At 71.2% G+C, this 18,044-nt stretch carries 11 protein-coding genes; 8 read left to right on the top strand and 3 right to left on the bottom strand.

What is annotated here, in order from left to right:
* Positions 1 to 207: 207 nt before the first annotated feature.
* Positions 208 to 603, bottom strand: a complete 396-nt coding sequence (locus ACIBVN_RS10415) for a PaaI family thioesterase (RefSeq protein ID WP_397135301.1) — start codon at positions 601 to 603, stop codon at positions 208 to 210.
* A gap of 80 nt (positions 604 to 683) precedes the next feature.
* Between ACIBVN_RS10415 and polA the strand changes: the two genes are divergently transcribed.
* The 7 genes from polA to coaE all read left to right on the top strand — a co-directional run bounded on the left by polA (position 684) and on the right by coaE (position 10,175).
* Entirely contained in the window at positions 684 to 3,374 is a 2,691-nt protein-coding gene (gene polA, locus ACIBVN_RS10410; protein WP_397134780.1) for a DNA polymerase I, read from the top strand.
* Between the two features lie 59 nt (positions 3,375 to 3,433).
* Complete coding sequence (locus tag ACIBVN_RS10405) at positions 3,434 to 4,528, top strand: polysaccharide deacetylase family protein (RefSeq protein WP_397134779.1); 1,095 nt, start codon at positions 3,434 to 3,436, stop codon at positions 4,526 to 4,528.
* A 192-nt stretch (positions 4,529 to 4,720) separates the two neighbouring features.
* A complete protein-coding gene (gene rpsA, locus ACIBVN_RS10400; RefSeq protein WP_357598304.1) occupies positions 4,721 to 6,202 on the top strand; it encodes a 30S ribosomal protein S1 in 1,482 nt (493 codons plus the stop codon).
* A 141-nt stretch (positions 6,203 to 6,343) separates the two neighbouring features.
* Entirely contained in the window at positions 6,344 to 7,477 is a 1,134-nt protein-coding gene (locus ACIBVN_RS10395; RefSeq protein WP_397134778.1) for an epoxide hydrolase family protein, read from the top strand.
* 91 nt (positions 7,478 to 7,568) lie between these two features.
* Complete coding sequence (locus ACIBVN_RS10390; protein WP_397134776.1) at positions 7,569 to 9,038, top strand: alpha/beta fold hydrolase; 1,470 nt, start codon at positions 7,569 to 7,571, stop codon at positions 9,036 to 9,038.
* Positions 9,035 to 9,514 carry a GNAT family N-acetyltransferase gene (locus tag ACIBVN_RS10385; RefSeq protein WP_397134774.1) on the top strand — a complete coding sequence of 160 codons (480 nt, stop codon included), beginning with the start codon at positions 9,035 to 9,037 and terminating at the stop codon, positions 9,512 to 9,514. Before ACIBVN_RS10390 ends, ACIBVN_RS10385 begins: the two co-directional genes overlap by 4 nt.
* Positions 9,515 to 9,572: 58 nt before the next feature.
* A complete protein-coding gene (gene coaE / locus ACIBVN_RS10380; RefSeq protein WP_397134772.1) occupies positions 9,573 to 10,175 on the top strand; it encodes a dephospho-CoA kinase in 603 nt (200 codons plus the stop codon).
* A 173-nt stretch (positions 10,176 to 10,348) separates the two neighbouring features.
* Here coaE and ACIBVN_RS10375 read toward each other — a convergent pair whose 3' ends face one another.
* Positions 10,349 to 15,922, bottom strand: coding sequence for a TIR domain-containing protein (locus ACIBVN_RS10375; RefSeq protein ID WP_397134770.1), 5,574 nt, complete (start codon positions 15,920 to 15,922; stop codon positions 10,349 to 10,351).
* A gap of 67 nt (positions 15,923 to 15,989) precedes the next feature.
* On the opposite strand from ACIBVN_RS10375, the gene ACIBVN_RS10370 reads away from it, so the two are divergent.
* On the top strand, positions 15,990 to 17,162 hold the full coding sequence (locus ACIBVN_RS10370; RefSeq protein WP_397134768.1) for an SLC13 family permease: 1,173 nt from the start codon (positions 15,990 to 15,992) through the stop codon (positions 17,160 to 17,162).
* A gap of 51 nt (positions 17,163 to 17,213) precedes the next feature.
* Here the strand turns inward: ACIBVN_RS10370 and ACIBVN_RS10365 are convergent, their stop codons facing one another.
* On the bottom strand, positions 17,214 to 18,041 hold the full coding sequence (locus ACIBVN_RS10365) for an inositol monophosphatase family protein (RefSeq protein ID WP_397134766.1): 828 nt from the start codon (positions 18,039 to 18,041) through the stop codon (positions 17,214 to 17,216).
* Between the last annotated feature and the right edge of the window lie 3 nt (positions 18,042 to 18,044).

Below are 18,044 nucleotides of genomic sequence, written 5' to 3'. Positions count from 1 at the left end.
GTCAGGGGCTAAATCGAGGTAGACGCCTGGCGCTTTATGGAACGAATGCGTAACGATCAACGAAAAAGCTGGACGAGCCCGCGAGGCGGCCTTTGGGGCCGTGTAAGGCTTCCCCGGCCGTACACGTTATCTACTAAGCCTCCCCGCGGGCTCGCGTTCGGACCACCGTAGCGACCCGCGGGCGCCGCGCGCAAAGGGATGGAAGTTTCAGCTGTCGCGCAGCATGCAAGTGAGGCGAGAGGTGCAGATGAGTTTTCCGCCCTCATCGGTGATCTCAATGGCGTATGTCGCCAATGTCCGGCCGCCGTGCAGCCTGGTCGCGACCCCGGTGACGTACCCCGAGGTCGCCGGGCGGTGGTGGGTGGCGTTGATCTCGATGCCCACCGCGATGCGCTCGGGTCCCGCGTGGATGGCCGCCGCCACCGAGCCGAGCGTCTCGGCCAGCACCGCCGACGCCCCGCCGTGCAGCAGGCCGTAGGGCTGGGTGTTGCCCTCGACCGGCATCCGGCCCACCACCCGCTCTGGGCCGGCCTCGAGGAACTCGATGCCCATGCGATCGGCCAACGTGCCCTCGTGCGTGGCGCCGTACAGCGAGAAGTCCATGGGGTTGGTCTGCGTCAAAGGGACGTCTCCACTCTTCCGAGCTCAGGTTTTCTGTCGCAGACGCAGACTAGGCTGCGTGTGTGCCGAAGAGTGAAGTGACCCCCAGCCGCCCGCGCCTCCTGCTGCTTGACGGGCATTCCCTGGCCTACCGCGCGTTCTTCGCGCTGAAGGACGCCAACCTGATGACCACCGACGGTCAGCACACCGAGGCGGTCTACGGGTTCACCTCGATGCTGACCAACGTCCTGCGCGACGAGCAGCCGACCCACGTGGCGGTGGCCTTCGACAGGTCGGAGCCGACCTTCCGCCACGAGGCCTACTCCGAATACAAGGCCAACAGGAGCGAGACGCCCGAGGACTTCCGCGGTCAGATGCAGCTCATCTTCGAGCTGCTCGACACCTTCCGCATCCCGCGCCTGTCCAAGGCCGGGTTCGAGGCCGACGACCTCATCGCCACGCTCGCCACCCGGGCCGACGAGCAGGGGATGGACGTCCTCATCGTCACCGGCGACCGCGACGCGCTGCAGCTGGTCAACGAGCGCGTCACCGTCCTGATGACGCGGCGCGGCATCAGCGACATGACGAGGTTCACGCCCGAGGCGGTCATGGAGAAATACGGCCTGACCCCGGCGCAATACCCCGACTTCGCCGCCCTGCGCGGCGACCCCAGCGACAACCTCCTGAGCATTCCCAGCGTGGGGGAGAAGACCGCCGCCAAGTGGGTGCGCGAGTTCGGCTCGCTGACCGCGCTGGTCGACCGGGTCGACGAGGTCAAGGGCAAGGTCGGCGACAAGCTGCGCGAGCACGTCGCCCAGGTGCTGATGAACCGGCGGCTGACCGAGCTGCTCCGCGACGTCCCGCTCGACGTCGACCTCGGCGACCTCACGCAGGGCGGCTGGGAGCGTGAGGAGATCAACAAGCTGTTCGACAGCCTGCAGTTCCGCGGCGAGCTGCGCGAGCGGGTGTTCAAGGTGTTCGGCTCCGGCGAGCAGGAGCCCGACCAGGGCTTCGAGGTCGAGACCGTGCTGCTCGGCCCCGACCGCGTGGCGGGCTGGCTGTCCGCGCTGCCCGAGGGGCGGGCCGGGCTGGCCTTCAAGGGGGTCTACGGCAGCGGCACCGGCCGCATCGAGGGGATCGCCATCGCCTCGCCCGGCGGCACCGCCGCCCACATCGACCCCATCAAGCTCACCGAGGCCGACGAGGTGGCCCTGCGGGCCTGGCTGGCCGACGACACCAAGCCCAAGGCCGTCCACGACGCCAAGGGGCCCATCCTGGCGCTCTGGGCGCAGGGCATGGAGCTGCGCGGCCTGGGCTGCGACACCGCGCTCGCCGCCTACCTCGCGATGCCGGGTCAGCGCACGTTCGCGCTGGAAGACCTGGCCAGGCGCTACCTCAACCGCGACCTGCGGGCCGAGGAGGAGTCCACCGGGCAGGCCGCGCTGTTCGGCGACGACGAGGACGCCCCGGCCAAGGACCTCGCGCTGCGCGCCCACGCCGTGCGCGAGCTGGCCGACGCGCTCGAGACCTTCCTGGCCGGCCGCGGCGGCACCCAGCTGCTGGCCGACGTCGAGCTGCCGCTGCTGGCCGTGCTGGCCGAGATGGAGCGCGCGGGCATAGCGGTCGACGGCGAATACTTCGCGGGCCTGGAGGCCGAGTTCGGGGCTGCCGTCAAGCACGCCGTGGAGGAGGCGCACCGCTCCGTCGGCGAGCAGTTCAACCTGGGCTCGCCCAAGCAGCTGCAGGAGATCCTCTTCGTCAAGCTCAACCTCCCGAAGACGAAGAAGATCAAGACCGGCTGGAGCACCGACGCCGACCAGCTCGCCTGGCTGGCCACGCAGACCGATCACGAGCTGCCGACGATCATGCTGCGCCACCGCGACCAGCAGAAGCTGCGCACCACCGTCGAGGGCCTGATCAAGGAGATCGCCGACGACGGGCGCATCCACACCACGTTCAACCAGATCATCGCCGCCACGGGCCGGCTGTCGTCGGAGAAGCCCAACCTGCAGAACATCCCGATCCGCACCGCCGAGGGCCGCCGCATCCGGCAGGGGTTCGTGGTCGGCGAGGGCTACGAGACGCTGCTGACGGCCGACTACAGCCAGATCGAGCTGCGCATCATGGCCCACCTGTCGGGCGACGAGTCGCTGATCGCGGCCTTCGAGTCGGGCCACGACTTCCACCAGGCCACCGCGGCCAGGGTGTTCGACCTGCCGCCCGAGCAGATCGACGGCGAGCTGCGGGCCCGCATCAAGGCCATGAACTACGGCCTGGCCTACGGCTTGTCCGACTTCGGTCTCGGCGGCCAGCTCAACATCCCGGTGTCGGAGGCGCGGGCGCTGAAGGAGGAATACTTCGAGGAGTTCGGCGGCGTGCGCGACTTCCTGCAGGCCATCGTCCAGCAGGCGCGCTCCGACGGCTACACCGAGACGATCATGGGCCGCCGCCGCTACCTGCCCGACCTCACCAGCGACAACCGCCAGCGCCGCGAGATGGCCGAGCGGATGGCGCTCAACGCCCCCATCCAGGGCTCGGCCGCCGACATCATCAAGGTCGCCATGCTCAACGTCCACCAGGCCATGCGCGAGGAGGGGCTGACCTCCAGGATGCTGCTGCAGGTCCACGACGAGCTCGTGTTCGAGGTGGCGGCAGGGGAGCTGGAGCAGCTCACCCAGCTCGTGCGCGACCAGATGAACGCCGCCTACCACCTGCGGGTTCCGCTGGAGGTCTCCGTGGGCGTCGGGCGGACCTGGGAGGACGCAGGTCACTGATTTTTTTGGGTAGATCTGCACTAGCCTGAACGTAATTTCACCGAGCGGGCGGGAGTTCTGTGCGGATCTCAGCGTTCTCCACACGGATCATCGGTGTCGCGAACGTCGTGGTGGTCACGGTGGCCGTCATCGGCCTGATCCTGTTACCGGGCGACGACCATCCGCCCGCCAGGACCAAGACCGTGGCCAAGGTCCAGGGCAGCACCGAGCCGCCGAGCCCCTCCCCGGTGGGCGAGCCGCCGGGGGTGGTGGCCACCCCCGACTTCGCCCGCCAGGTGCACGCCAACGAGGGCGGGCTGGTGCCGGTGCTGATGTACCACCGCATCGTCGCCAAGCGGCTGGCCTCGATCGACCGCACGCCCGGCCAGCTCAGGAAAGAGCTGGAGAAGCTGGCCAAGCAGGGCTACGTGCCGATCACCGCCAGAGAGTTCGCCACCGGCGACATCAGGGTCCCGGCGGGGAAGTTCCCCGTCGTGCTGACCTTCGACGACGGGCACCCGAGCCACTTCGCGCTCGACGAGAGCGGCAACCCCAAGCCCGGCACGGCGGTGGGCGTCATCCAGGAGGTGGCCAGGAAATACCCGTCGTTCCGGCCGGTCGCCACGTTCTGGATCAACCGGGAGCCGTTCGGGCTGACCGACGGGCAGGCGCAGGCGACGGCGGTGAAGTGGCTGGTCGACCACGGCTACGAGGTGGCCAACCACACCTGGGGCCACCCCAACCTGCGCGTGCTGGGGAAGAAGAAGGTCCGCGAGCAGATCGTCCGGATCGAGCGCCTGCTGAAGAAGGTCGGCGCGCCGCCGTCCAAGACCATGGCGCTGCCGTTCGGCTCGATGCCCCGGTCGAAGAAGGTCGCCCGCACCGGATCCTGGGACGGCACTCGCTATGATTTCGCCGGCGTGTTCCTCGCCGGAGCCGAGCCGTCGCTTTCGCCCTACGCGAAAAAATTCGACAGGGGAGCGATCCAGCGCATCCAGAGCAACGGCAAGAAGGGCGAGTGCCGCAAGTGGTGCTCGCAGTACTGGCTGGAATGGCTGAACAAGCACCCCCGGGAGCGCTACGTCTCCGACGGTGACCCGGCCCGGATCTCCATACCGGAGAAACTACGGGGTAATATCGTCGCCAAGCGTGGGCTCCAGATCATCGCCTATTGACAGGCCCCGGATTGACCGCGTGGCGAAGGTCTCATATGCTGATCGCTGCGCTGTGGGCTCGCGCGCGCCTCAGACGGAGCGGGCTCGCGCTCGGTCACGTCGATGTCGTAATTCCTCGGCTTGATGCGGAAGAGGGCCTGCCGCGCAGTCCGCCACATCGACATCCTGTCCGCGTTCGGAGCAATTCCACACATGACGTCCAGCACTGAGGCCACCTCGAGCACCCCGCAGGTAGCGGTCAACGACATCGGGTCCGAGGAAGCCTTCCTCGCGGCGATCGACGAGACCATCAAGTATTTCAACGACGGCGACATCGTCGAGGGCACCGTCGTCAAGGTCGATCGAGACGAGGTTCTTCTCGATATCGGCTACAAGACCGAGGGTGTCATCCCCTCGCGCGAGCTTTCGATCAAGCACGATGTCGACCCTGCTGACGTCGTGGAGGTCGGGGAGCACGTCGAAGCCCTGGTTCTCCAGAAGGAGGACAAAGAAGGCCGCCTGATCCTGTCCAAGAAGCGCGCGCAGTACGAGCGCGCCTGGGGCACGATCGAGAAGATCAAGGACGAGGACGGCATCGTCACCGGCACGGTCATCGAGGTCGTCAAGGGTGGTCTCATCCTCGACATCGGCCTGCGTGGCTTCCTCCCGGCGTCCCTGGTCGAGATGCGCCGTGTCCGCGACCTGCAGCCGTACGTCGGCCGCGAGCTCGAGGCCAAGATCATTGAGCTCGACAAGAACCGCAACAACGTGGTCCTGTCGCGCCGCGCCTGGCTCGAGCAGACGCAGTCCGAGGTTCGCCAGACGTTCCTCAACACCCTCCAGAAGGGTCAGGTCCGCAAGGGCGTCGTCTCCTCGATCGTCAACTTCGGCGCATTCGTGGACCTCGGCGGCGTCGACGGCCTGGTCCACGTGTCCGAGCTGTCCTGGAAGCACATCGACCACCCGTCCGAGGTCGTCGAGGTCGGCCAGGAGGTCACGGTCGAGGTCCTCGACGTCGACATGGAGCGCGAGCGCGTCTCCCTGTCGCTCAAGGCCACCCAGGAAGACCCGTGGCAGCAGTTCGCCCGCACCCACCAGATCGGCCAGGTCGTGCCGGGCCGCGTCACCAAGCTGGTGCCGTTCGGCGCGTTCGTCCGGGTCGAGGAGGGCATCGAGGGCCTGGTCCACATCTCCGAGCTGGCCGAGCGCCACGTGGAGATCCCGGAGCAGGTCGTCCAGGTCGGCGACGAGATCTTCGTCAAGATCATCGACATCGACCTCGACCGTCGTCGCATCAGCCTCTCGCTGAAGCAGGCCAACGAGGGCGTCGGGACCGAGGTCGAGTTCGACCCGACCCTCTACGGCATGGCGGCCACCTACGACGACCAGGGCAACTACATCTACCCCGAGGGCTTCGACCCGGAGACCGGGGAGTGGCTCGAGGGCTTCGACAAGCAGCGCGAGGAGTGGGAGCGGCAGTACGCCGAGGCCCAGCAGCGCTTCGAGGCTCACAGGAAGCAGATCGAGGAGGCCCGCAAGGCCGAGGCGGAGGCGGGCGAGGCCGCTCCCTCCTCCTACAGCGGCGAGACGCAGGCTCCCTCGGGCGGCTCTTCCTCGAGCCCGGCCGGTGGCGCCCTCGCCTCCGACGAGGCCCTCGCGGCTCTGCGCGAGAAGCTCGCCGGCGGCCAGAGCTGACGATCTGGTCTGACTGACCCGTTTTCCGGAAGGCCCCGCACCGAACGTGGTGCGGGGCCTTCCGCGTTCTGCGACCGGGACCTTCCGGAAAAGGATGAACGCGGAACGATCCTTGCCGCATTGGCTCCTATGGTCGTCCCCATGAACGCGATCAAGCCCTTCCGCATCGACATCCCCCAGGAAGACCTCGACGACCTGCGGGCGCGGCTGCGGCGTACCAGGTGGGCGCGCCGGCTGCCCGGCGGATGGAGCAGGGGCGTGCCCGTGGCGTACCTGAAGGAACTGGCCGAGTACTGGGCCGACGGGTTCGACTGGCGGGCGCAGGAGGCCAGGCTGAACGCGTTCCCGCAGTTCACCACCGACATCGACGGCCAGACGATCCACTTCCTGCACGTCCGCTCGCCCGAGCCCCACGCGCTCCCGCTGATCATCACGCACAGCTGGCCGAACTCCATCGCCGAGTTCCTCGACGTCATCGGCCCGCTCACCGACCCGGGAAGGCACGGGCTCGACCCCGGCGTCGCCTTCCACGTCGTCGCGCCCTCCCTCCCGGGGTTCGCCTTCTCGCCGTTCCCGGAACCGGCCGACGAGCGGCCCTGGAGCATCGAGCGGGTGGCCCGTACGTGGGCCGAACTCATGCGCGGGCTCGGATACGAGCGCTACGGCGCCCACGGCAACGACGCCGGGGCGCTGGTCACGCCGCAGCTGGCCGCGCTGGACAGCGAGCACGTCGTGGGCTCGCTCATCACGGCCGGGCTGGGCATCCCCACGGGGGACCCCGCACAGCTCGAAGGGCTGAGCAAGGACGAGCTGGACGAGCTCGAGGAGATGTCCGCGTGGATGACCGGAGGCAGCGGGTACGGGCCCTACCTGGCGAGCAGGCCGCAGACGCTCGCGCACGGGTTCGCCGACTCGCCCGTGGCGCAGCTCGCGTACCTGGTGGAGCGGTTCAAGGAGTTCGACGGGTGGGGGACGGGCGCCGAGCCGATCGACCGGGACCTGGTGCTCACCAACGCGGCCGTCTACTGGCTGACCGACACCGGCGGGTCGTCGTCGTGGACATACTACGAGGGCGCCGCCGGGCTGCCGATCCACCAGAGCGCGGTGCCGACCGGCGTGACGCACGGCGGGTCCGCGCTGATGCGGCGGATCGCCGAGCGGGACAACGACATCGTGTACTGGGGCGACGCCCAGAGCCCCAGCCACATGGTCGCCATGGCGGCGCCGGAGCCGCTGGTGGCGGGCATACGCGCCTTTTTCCGGATGATCCGCTGAGCGGGCCGCAGATTTTACCTTGAGGTCCCCGCGAGCCCGCCACTCGCCGGGCCCGGCGCTGCCAAACTGACCTGCGCTGTTGACACCTACGATGCTCAGGGACGATGCGGTGGGCAAGGCTCAGCGGGTGACCATCCTGGTGACGGCCGTTCTGGCGGCCGCCGCCGTTTCGCCGGCGGCGAGGGGCGGGGCCGCCACGGCCCTTCCCCAGTGGCAGGACTGCGGCGACGGGTTGCGGTGCGCCAAGCTGTCCGTCCCCGTCGACTGGGCCAGGCCGCGCGGGCCCCGTACCGAGATCGATCTCGCCCTGATGCCCGCGCAGATCCCGGAGCAGCGCTTCGGCACCCTGGTGGTGAACACCGGCCATGGCCCGGCCATCGAGGCGGTACGCGCTCAGCCCGACACCGTGAGCGAGCTGACCAGGTGGTTCGACGTGGTGCTCGTCGAGCCGCGCGGGCTCGGCGACCGGGGGAGCGCGGCCATGGTGCGCTGCGCCGTGGCGCAGCCCAACCCGCTGCGCCTGCTCCTCGCCTCTGGAAGGGCCGGATGGCGCTCCTACGCGCGCGACAACGCCGCCTACGACAACAGCTGCCGGGCCGCCGCCGGGCCCGTCTACGACGGCCTCACGTCCTGGCAGGTCGCTCACGACCTCGAGGCCCTGCGCGAAGCGCTCGGCGAGCCGCGGCTGCGCTACTTCGGCTCCTCCTACGGCGCCGTGTACGGGCAGGCGTACCTGGAGCTGTTCCCGCACCGGGCCGGGCGGATGTACCTCGAGGGCGGGTTCGACCACACCGAGCCCAGCCTGGAGCAGCGCCTGACCGCCGAGGCGCGGGCGGCCGAGCGGCGGCTCATCGCCTTCCGCGACTGGTGCAGGACCAGCCTGGTGTGCCCGCTCAAAGACGATGACCCCGTGTCGGTCCTCGATGACCTGCGCCGCAGCACGCCGCTCAACGCCGGCCCCGGGCACACGGTGAAGGTCAGGCGGCTGCTGGCCGCCGTCAACGCCGGGCTCGCCCCGCAGCACTGGCCGGAGCTGGCCCGGGCCCTGTCGGCGGCCAAGGAGGGCGACGCGAGCACGCTGGCCGCGATGGCCACCGTGACCGCGCCGGCGCCGCCGGGGACGGTGACGGGCTCCATGTTCTGCCACGACTTCATGCCCGCCGTGCCGAGCTACCGGCGCTTCCTCGCCATGGAGAGGCGGCTGCGCGAGGTGGCGCCGCGGGTCGGGTGGATGGCCGGCCGGTACGAGATCGCCCGCTGCCTGGGCATGTCGCGGCAGGACGCGCCGAGCTGGCCCCCGCACGCGCCGGACGTGCGCAACGGCCGCCCGGTGCTGGTCGGCGTCGGGCGGCTGGACACCTCCGCCCAGCCGCTCGGGCAGATCCCCGGGGCGCGGGTGCTGTGGCACGGTGACGGGCCCGGCGCGTACCTGCTCCAGGGGGCCGGCAAGCTCCGCGCGACCTGCCTGCGTACGCACGTGCACGACTACCTCGTCAACGGCGTCCTGCCGGAGAAGGACACCTCCTGCCCCAGAGAGCTCACGGCGAGCCTCTATTCGTGACTAGTGGCGGTAGGGTGCTGCCCGTGCTGATCGAACGGGCGGTGGCGGCGGACGCGGGCGAGATCCTCACCGTGCAGCGGGCGGCCTACGTGAGCGAGGCCCAGCTGTACGGCGACCCGTACATCCCGCCGCTCGTCGAGTCGCTCGAGCAGGTCCGCAAGGTCATCGAGAGCGCCGTCGTGCTCAAGGCGCTCGACGCGGGCCGTGTCGTCGGCTCGGTGCGCGGACAGGTCGCCGGCACGACCTGTCTGGTCGGCCGCCTGGTCGTCGCGCCCGATCGCCAGGGCCAGGGCCTCGGCACGGCCCTGCTGACGGCCCTGCACGAGGCGGTCCCGGAGGCCGAGGCGTTCGACCTGTTCACGGGGCATCTGTCCGACGCCAACCTCAAGCTCTACCGCCGTCTCGGCTACCGGGAGACGCACCGGGAGCGGATGGACGATCACCTGACGCTGATCCACCTGCGCAGGCAGCCGTGACCATGGCGCGGCGATCGCGGACTTCATACCTTCGACGATGACCCCGTAGGCTTTTGCCGTGCTGAAGACAGGGCTCACGGGCGGGATCGGATCCGGCAAAAGCGAGGTGTCGAAACGGCTCGCGGCCAGGGGGGCCGTCGTGATCGACGCCGACAGGATCGCGCGCGAGGTCGTCGAGCCAGGCACGCCGGGGCTGGCCAGGGTGGCGGCCACGTTCGGTGACGAGGTGCTCCGCCCCGACGGGTCGCTCAACAGGGAGAAGCTCGGCTCCATCGTCTTCGCCGACTCCGAGCGGCTCGCCGCGCTCAACGCGATCGTCCACCCGCTGGTGGGCGAGCGGGTGGCGGAGCTGCAGAGCCGGGCGGCCGACGACGCGATCACCGTGTACGACGTGCCGCTGCTCGCGGAGAACAACCTGGCCCCCATGTACGACGTGGTCATCGTGGTCGACGCGGCAGACGAGGTCCGCATCAGACGCCTGGCCGAGCACCGCGGCATGTCCGAGGCCGACGCCAAGGCCCGCATCGCCGCCCAGGCGAGCCGGGAGGACCGGCTGGCCGTGGCCGACATCGTGATCCCCAACGAGGGCGCGCTCGATGAGCTGGACGCCCGGGTGGAAGAGGTCTGGGCGGAGCTGACCAGGCGCGCCGCCCGCGGCTGAGCGATCGCGGCGACGGCAGCCGCGATCTCCATCGACGGCGGTCCCGCCGACACGCTGCGCGTGCGTGTCACCTGTGACTGGACCCCCGTGCCGAAGCATGGACCGCATCGAGGTGTTCCAGCCGGTCTCCGCGCGTGCCGGCCGCGGAAGGGCCGGCCGCAGAGGGGCAGGCCTCAGAAGGGTGAGTCGAGGGGCACCTGCCGCACCCCCGGCAGGTAGGCGTCGAGCTCGCCCAGCTCGAACCGCGACATCCCGATGACGTGCCAGAACTGCCCCGCCGGCGCCCCCTGGATCTTGTAGCGGCCGTCGGGCGCCAGCGCCGCCCACCCCTCGGTCAGCCCGAGCAGGGTCGCCCGCCGCTCACCGCCCTCCCAGAGGATCACCACGCCGTCGTCACCCGCGCTGGCCAGCAGGTCGGAGACGGGGCTGAAGGCGACCGACCACACCCGGCGGGCGTGCCCGGCCAGCTCCTGCAGCGTCCGCCCGGTCGCGGTCTCCCAGACCCGCACCACCAGGTCGTCGCCGCCGGTGGCCAGCCGGTCGCCCGAGGCGTTGAAGGCGAGGCTCCACAGCCGCCCCTCGTGCCGCAGCTCGTGCACCAGCCGGGGCTGCCACGCCTGGCCGGGGCGCAGCTCCCACAACATCGCCCGGCCGTCGTTGCCGGCGCTGGCCAGGTGGCGGCCGTCGGGGGAGAAGGCCACCGAGTAGACCCGGTCGGTGTGCCCTTCGAGGGTGGCCACCCGGCCGCCGGAGGCCACGTGCCACAGGCGTACGAGCTTGTCGTCGCAGCCCGTGGCCACGTACTCGCCGTCCGGGCTGAACGCGATCGAGCGCACCCGCCCGCGGTGGTCGGCCAGGTTGACCGCCAGCCGCCCGGTCGGGCGGTACCAGATCCTGACGCTGTCGTCGTCGTTGGCCGTGGCCAGCAGGTCGCCGTCGGGGCTGAACGCCTCTGCCCAGACGTGGTCGGTCTCGGCGTGCAGCTCGCGCTCGTAGTCGCCGGTGGTGGCGTTCCAGAAGTGCACGCCGCCGTCGTTGCTGGAGGTGGCCAGCACCGGCCCGGCGGGGGAGAACAGGGCCGAGATGAGCCGGTCGGCCGTGCCGGTGAACTCCCGCAGCCGCCGCCCGGTGCGCGACTCCCACACGCGTACGACGCCGTCGTTGCCGCTGGTCGCCAGCATCGACCCGTCGGCGCTGAACCTGACGGACGAGATGCGCCGCCCGTGCCCGCGCAGCACCCGCTGGCACTTGCCCGACTCGGGGTCCCACAGGCGTACGGTGCCGTCGTTGCTGCTGGTGGCCAGCTGCTGCCCGTCGGGCCGGAACGCGAACGGCCAGACCGAGCTGCGGTGCCCGGTCAGCTCGACCCGCCGCCCGCCGCCGATCGGCTGGAGCCGGACCACGCCGCCCGAGTCGCCGCTGGCCAGCGTCTGCCCGTCGGGGCTGAAGGTCACCTGGTAGACGGCCGCCGCGTGGGTGGTGTGCACGCCCAGGGATTCGCCCGACGCCTCCCACACGCGTACGCCGCCCGCCGTGTCCCCCGTGGCCAGCCGCGAGCCGTCGGGGGAGAACGCCACGCAGTAGACGCTGCCCGCGTGCCCGGTCAGCACGTGCAGCGGCGTCCACGTGGCGGCGTCCCAGAGGCGTACGGTGCCCGCCTCGTCGCCGGTGGCCAGCAGGCGGCCGTCCGGGCTGTGCACGGCCCGGTAGACGCTGCCGCGATGGCCGTCGAGCGTCTCCTTCACCTGCCCCGACGCCAGGTCCCAGACCCGCACCACGCCGGCCGCGTCGCCCGTCACCAGCGTCGAGCGGCCGAACGACGCCGTGTAGATCGGCGCCCGGTGCCCGCCCAGCTCGTGCGCGAGCCGCCCGGTGGCGCTCTCCCACACGCGTACGACGCCGTCGCCGCCGCCTGCCGCCACCAGGTCGCCCGAAGGGCTGAGGCGTACCGGCCAGACACCGTCGGCGTGGCCGCTCAGCCGCCGCAGGCGTTCGCCGGTGAGGGCGTCCCACAGCACCACGGTGCCGTCGCTCGCGCCCGTGGCCAGCAGGTCGCCCGCGAACGTGACCGCGTAGACGCGGCCCCGGTGCCCCTGCAGCGTGCGCACGGGCGCGCCGCCGACGCAGAGCAGCACGCCGCCGTCCTCGTTGCCGATCGCGATCGTGGCGCCGTCGGGGCTGTAGGTGATGGGCTCGGGCAGGCGGGTGGTCTGGAAGTGGTAGCCGTACGGGACACCGATGCCGGCCGGTGCGAACTCCACCTCCACCGGCTGCCCCGGCACCACCGCCGCGCCGTGCAGGTGGGGCAGCGTGCCGGTCACGTTGATCAGCGAGGCCCGGTGCCAGCGGGCGCCCTCGACCGCCGCGTCACTCAGGTCCACCTCCGCCAGCCGCGCCCCCGACAGGTCGGCGCCGGTCAGGTCGGCCCCGGTCAGCGCCGCGCCGTCGAGCCGCGCCCCGACCAGCCTGGCCTCGCGCAGGGTGGCCCTGGACAGGTTGGTGCCCGCCAGGGTGGCCTCCGACAGGTCGGCGCCGGTCAGATCGACCTCGCGCAGGTCCCTGGCCGACAGGTCCTCCCCCTTCAGGTTGGCGCCGCGCAGGTCGGCGCGGGCGGGCGTGCGCAGCCTGGCCGAGATCTTGACCGCGTTAGCCCTGGCCACGTCGTCGCCCGGCGGGTCGGCGAGCCACGCGCGCAGCGCCCGCACGTCGGCCAGGTCGCACAGGAACTCCACGGTCAGCGCCGACAGCGGCCTGCGTGACAGCAGCGCGAGGTTGTCCAGGGCGATGTGGCGGGCGATCAGCCACTCCATCACCGACGCGTGGATGAACCCGAACATCCCCTCCTCGGTCCGCACCAGCAGGCTGCCCGAGCCCATCCGGTACGCCGCGTGCGCCGCCGACAGCTGCCCGTCGGCCAGGTCGGTCAGCGTCTCGCCGATCTCGGTCAGCTCGTCCACGCCCAGCAGCGACTCGCCGGTGTCCCACAGCCGCACCGCCAGCGCGGTCACCACCCGCCACAGCTCCTCGACGGTCAGCGCGGTGGCCGCGCCGGGGACTCTGGCCCGCCGCTCCTCGAAGGCCAGCCAGGAGCTGAGGATCTCCTCGTACAGCAGCGCGGGGCTGATCGTGTGGCGGGCGCCGGCCACCGTACGCAGGCGGTCGGCGTCGAGGTCGGCGATGAAGCTCAGCATGCGCGGGTTCTGTGCCAGCGCGAGCAGGTCCGCGATCTCGCTCATCAGCGACATGCGCGCCCTGGCCTCGTTGCCGTCGTCGAACCGGTTGGCCAGGTAGGAGCGGATCTGGTCGTGCGTGAAGTCCTCGACGCTGAGCACCCGCCGCTGCGGCAGCACCCCGACCATCTCGCCGAGCGAGGTCAGCGCCTGGCTGTGCGACTTGAAGTGCTGGGTGCGGCTGGCGACCACGATCTTCGCCTTGTCCTCCGCCGCCGCCAGCAGCGTGGCCAGGTGATCGGCCGCCCGGTCGAACGTCAAGCGGGTCACCAGCTCGTCGAACCCGTCGAACAGCAGCACGATCCGCCCCTGCCTGAGCAGGTAGCGGAACGCCTTCAGGTCGATGACCTCCTCGCCGTGGCTCGCCAGGTGGGCCGCCACCAGCGCGTCCACCGAGTGCGCCTTGTCCAGGGCGCGCAGCTCGATCAGGATCGGCGTCAGGTGCGGCAGCTCGGCCGGGATGCGCCGGGCCAGCTCGCGCAGCGCGAACGTCTTGCCGTGGCCGAAGTCGCCGAGCAGCAGCAGGAAGCGGCCGTGGTCGGTGGCCAGCAGCCGCATGAGCTCGTCGGTCAGGCCCTGCCTGATCTGGTTTCCCTGGCGGTCGAGCTCGCGGTAACGCTGGGGCACGTACAGGTCGGGCGGGTAGCGGCGGTCGGTCGTCAGCCTGGCCGTCTGCTCGGTGACGTAGCCGGTCAGGTCGAGCAGGCCCTGGAACTCGGTGAAGCTGCGCAGCCGCACCCCCTTGCGCATCAGGTCGTCGCGGAGCGCCCGGGAGGCGGGCGGCCCCTGATAGACCAGCTCGGCGGCCAGACCGGTGGCGTGCGCCTGCCGGACGAACCCGTCGGCGGCGCCGCCGGTCAGCTCGCCCACGTGGGCGCCGATCATGGTCTGGCGGACGAAACCGTCCTCGGGGTGGGTGACCACCAGATGCGAGTCGAACCTGCGGATCCTGGCCCGCTCGTGCCGGGCCTCGCAGACCTCGGCGATGCGGTCGAGCAGCAGCTCGACCGGGCTGGGCGCGCGCTCGTCCGGCTTGGGCGCGGGCGGCTCGGCCGACGGGCTCTCGCCGGTGAACGTGGCCCGCACGGCCCTCCACCGGTGCGGGGCCGGCTCGGGCTCGCCCGCGTCGGGCAGCCACGTGCGCAGGCCGTCAGGGGTGATCTCGACCACCTGGTGCCGCCCGGAGCGCGGCGCGGCGATCCTGCCCCCCTCCCCATCACTCGGCGCGTCGGCCGCACCCCCGTGGAAGAGCAGGTTGAGCCGGTGCGCGAGCAGCCGGTCGAAGGTCGGCGCGTCCCGCAGCTCGCCCGGCGGATGCCCGATCGCGCCCAGCCGCAGCCACGCGCCCTCCTCGTACGGCCGCAGCCGCTCGGCGAACCAGGCCGCCTGCGCCTCGCCGAGCATCGCGTACGCGTCGCGCTCCAGATGGCTCATCGCCATCGTCGAGTTGAGCCCCGCCACGACCACCTTCAGGTCGGGCACCTCGAAGAGCGTCCACGGCTGCCCGCCGTCGAACACCCGGTCGTCCAGCCCCTGGTAGACCTCGCCGAACAACCCCGCGAAATGCCGCCACTTGGGCCAGTAGGGAGGTTGCGGGCTCACGTCGTCGGCCTCGCAGGTCATGAAGTACGCGCTGGCCGCGGCCTTGGTCACGTCGCGCGGCCCGGGCAGCAGCACCAGCCGGTGCGGCTCCAGCCCGATCAGCAGCCGCAGGTCGGTCACGAACCGCGTCGCCTGCCCGAACTGCCCCAGGCTGCCGGACTCGGTCAGGTCGCCGCTGACCACCATGAGGTCCGGACGTGGCATGCCCCGGTCGTACATGGCGGTCAGATCCGCCCAGATCCGCGCCTGCATGTCCTCCGGCGTGAACGGCTCGCCGGGATCGGGCAGCGCCCTGCCGAACCTCGGGCCGCCGATGTGCAGCACGCTGATCGACTCGCGCCCCCGGTCGGACTTGGCCGCCGGGGGGAACTTCGGCGCCGTCACCGGCGTGCGCCGCGCCCTGGCCCGCTCGCCCGGCTCGGGCAGCGTCGGGGCGGGCGCCGCCACGATCGACCCGTCGGGGAACGCGGGCGCCGCCTCAGGCTTGGCCCGGCCCGCCATCGCCTCCCGAACCCTGCCCAGCAGCAGCGCCCTGGCCTGCCCCGGGTCGGTGACGCCCAGCAGGTCGACCCAGGTGATCGTGGACAGCAGGCCCTCGAGCCGGACGTCCTCCAGCCTGATCGTGACGAGCTTGTTGGAGGGGTTGTCGGGGTCGGCCCGCATCGCCGCCTGCCACTCCATCCGGCCGTAGCGGGAGGTCAGGTAGTTGCGCGAGAGCACCGCCACGACCAGCTGCGCCTCGCTGACGCCACGGTCCATGAAGTCGATGAAGTTGGTGCCCGGCACGAAGTCCCACGCCTGGATCATGGTCCGGTAGCCCGCCGCCTCGAGCTCCCATGCGATCCAGGTGGCCCAGGCCGTGTCGGCCGGAGAGTAGCTGACGAAGATCTCTGTGGGCCTGCCGTCACGCGCCATGAGCTCAGTATCCCCTGTGGGACAGGGGGTTTAAGCGACTGAACCAGCCAAGCCATAAGATCGACGGGTGTGGCGGCGTCTTGGCGTGCTCGACAGGATCAGGATCGGGCTGCTCGGTCTCGGTGTGGCGTTCGTGCCGACCGGGCTGCTGCCGTGGGAGGCGGCGGCTGAGAGCCTCGACGAGATCGGGCCGCTGCTGATCTTCCTGGTGGCGATCATCGTGCTGGCCGAGCTCACCAAGGAGGCTCAGGTCTTCGACGCCATCGCGGCGAGGATGGCGGTGCTCGGGCGCGGCAACTACGCCGCGCTCTTCTTTCTTTGCACTGCTTTCGCGTCATTTATCACGATATTTCTGAACTTGGACACGACGGCGGTCCTGCTCACCCCCGTCATGCTCGCCCTGGCCCCCAAGGCCCGCATCGCCGCGCTTCCCCTGGCCATGACCACGATCTGGCTGGCCAACACCGCGAGCCTGCTGCTGCCCGTCTCCAACCTGACCAACCTCCTGGGCATGGAGAAGATCGGCCTCGACGCCCAGGAGTTCGCCGCGCGCATGTGGGCGCCGCAGCTGGCCTCGATCGCGGTGACGATGGCGTTCCTGTGGGTGTTCTACTGGCGCCGCGGCGAGCGGCGCGACCTGCGCTACACGCCGCCGCTGCTGGAGCCGGTGGCCGACCGCGTGCTGTTCGGGGCCGCTTCGGCCGGCTGCCTGCTGTTCATCGCCCTGCTGCTGTTCGAGGCGCACGTGGCCGTCGCCGCCACGGCGGCGGCCGCGATCGTCGTGGCGGCCTTCCTGGTACGGGACCGCAAGCGCCTGACGTGGAGCCTGATCCCGTGGCAGCTCGTCGTCTTCGTCACGGGGCTGTTCCTCGTGGTGCCCACGCTCAGCAGGCACGGCCTGTCCGACCTTATGACCTGGCTGGTCGGCACGGAGGGCGACCCCTATCGCACGGCCGCCGTCGGGGCCGGGCTCGCCAACACGATCAACAACCTGCCCGCGTACAAGGCCGTCGAGACCGTCATCCCGGCCGGCGACACCAACCAGCTGTTCGCCTTGCTGGTCGGCGCCAACGTGGGGCCGGTCGTCACGCCGTGGGCGTCGCTGGCCACGCTGCTGTGGTTCGAGTCGTGCCGCCGCCACGACGTCAAGGTGCCGATGCGCCGCTTCCTGCTCACCGGCACGGGCCTGGCCGTTGTGGGTTTGCTCGCCACCGTGTGGGCGCTGGTGCAGTTCGGCTGAGCGGCCCCCGCGGCGTCGAGCCCCGCCGCCTCGTCTTCTGCGGACTTCTCCTCACGTGAGGAGGGCGAGGAGCCCGGGCATGGCCCGCGGGTGCGCGGCGACGAAGCTGCGGTCGTCGGGCGTGCCGTCGAAGCACTCCTCGAACGGGCCGCCGTCCAGCGCCCTGATCTCGATGCCCGCCTCCCTGGCCAGCAGCGCGCCCGCCGGCAGGTCCACCGCCTCGGCGCGGTAGCCCACGATGCCGTCGATGTCGCCGCGCGCCAGCATCGCCCACGACAGCAGCGGCGCCCACAGCTGCAGCAGCCTGCGCGCGTGGAGCTCCAGGGCCGTCTTCAGCGCACGCACCGCCGTGTCGTCCCTGGTCACGTCGTAGCCCTGGGTCCAGGCCAGCAGCGGCCCATGCGGTCTCGGCGCGTACGGGGGCGCCAGCCGTACCCCTGAGGACGACCCCGCCGGGGCGGACAGGGCGCCATGCCCGCGGATCGCCGACCACGTCTGCGCGGAGACCGGGTCGTGCACCACCCCGAGCACGGGACGCCCGCCCCGGCACAGCGCCACGCCCACCACGTAGGCGGGCAGGCCGATCGCCACGTTGTTGGTGCCGTCCAGCGGGTCGACCAGCCACGTCCACTCGCCGCCCGCGGCCCCGACCAGCCCCGACTCCTCGGCGATCACCGCGTGCGACGGGTACGCCGTCAGGATGCGCTCGAGCAGCAGCTTCTCCGAGGCCAGGTCGAGATCGGTCACCACGTCGCCGGCGTCCCCCTTGGCCCGGACGCCGACCGCGCCCCCGACCGCGCCCCGCATGCCCTCCAGGAGCAGCGCTCCCGCGGCCTCGGCGGCTTCGACGGCGACCGTGCGGGCGTGATCCAGGTCCATCGG

This window comes from Nonomuraea sp. NPDC049400, assembly GCF_044466425.1.
In the GTDB taxonomy this organism is placed as follows: domain Bacteria; phylum Actinomycetota; class Actinomycetes; order Streptosporangiales; family Streptosporangiaceae; genus Nonomuraea.
Note: the sequence above shows the minus strand (reverse complement) of the source record. Positions and strands in the feature narration are given on the sequence as shown.

What these genes read in the sequence shown, in the direction of transcription:
- ACIBVN_RS10365 (WP_397134766.1), bottom strand. Translation starts at nt 18,041, where the DNA reads ATGGACCTGGATCACGCCCGCACGGTCGCCGTCGAAGCCGCCGAGGCC.
- ACIBVN_RS10395 (WP_397134778.1), top strand. Translation starts at nt 6,344, where the DNA reads ATGAACGCGATCAAGCCCTTCCGCATCGACATCCCCCAGGAAGACCTC.
- ACIBVN_RS10390 (WP_397134776.1), top strand. Translation starts at nt 7,569, where the DNA reads ATGCTCAGGGACGATGCGGTGGGCAAGGCTCAGCGGGTGACCATCCTG.
- ACIBVN_RS10375 (WP_397134770.1), bottom strand. Translation starts at nt 15,922, where the DNA reads ATGGCGCGTGACGGCAGGCCCACAGAGATCTTCGTCAGCTACTCTCCG.
- rpsA (WP_357598304.1), top strand. Translation starts at nt 4,721, where the DNA reads ATGACGTCCAGCACTGAGGCCACCTCGAGCACCCCGCAGGTAGCGGTC.
- ACIBVN_RS10415 (WP_397135301.1), bottom strand. Translation starts at nt 603, where the DNA reads ATGGACTTCTCGCTGTACGGCGCCACGCACGAGGGCACGTTGGCCGAT.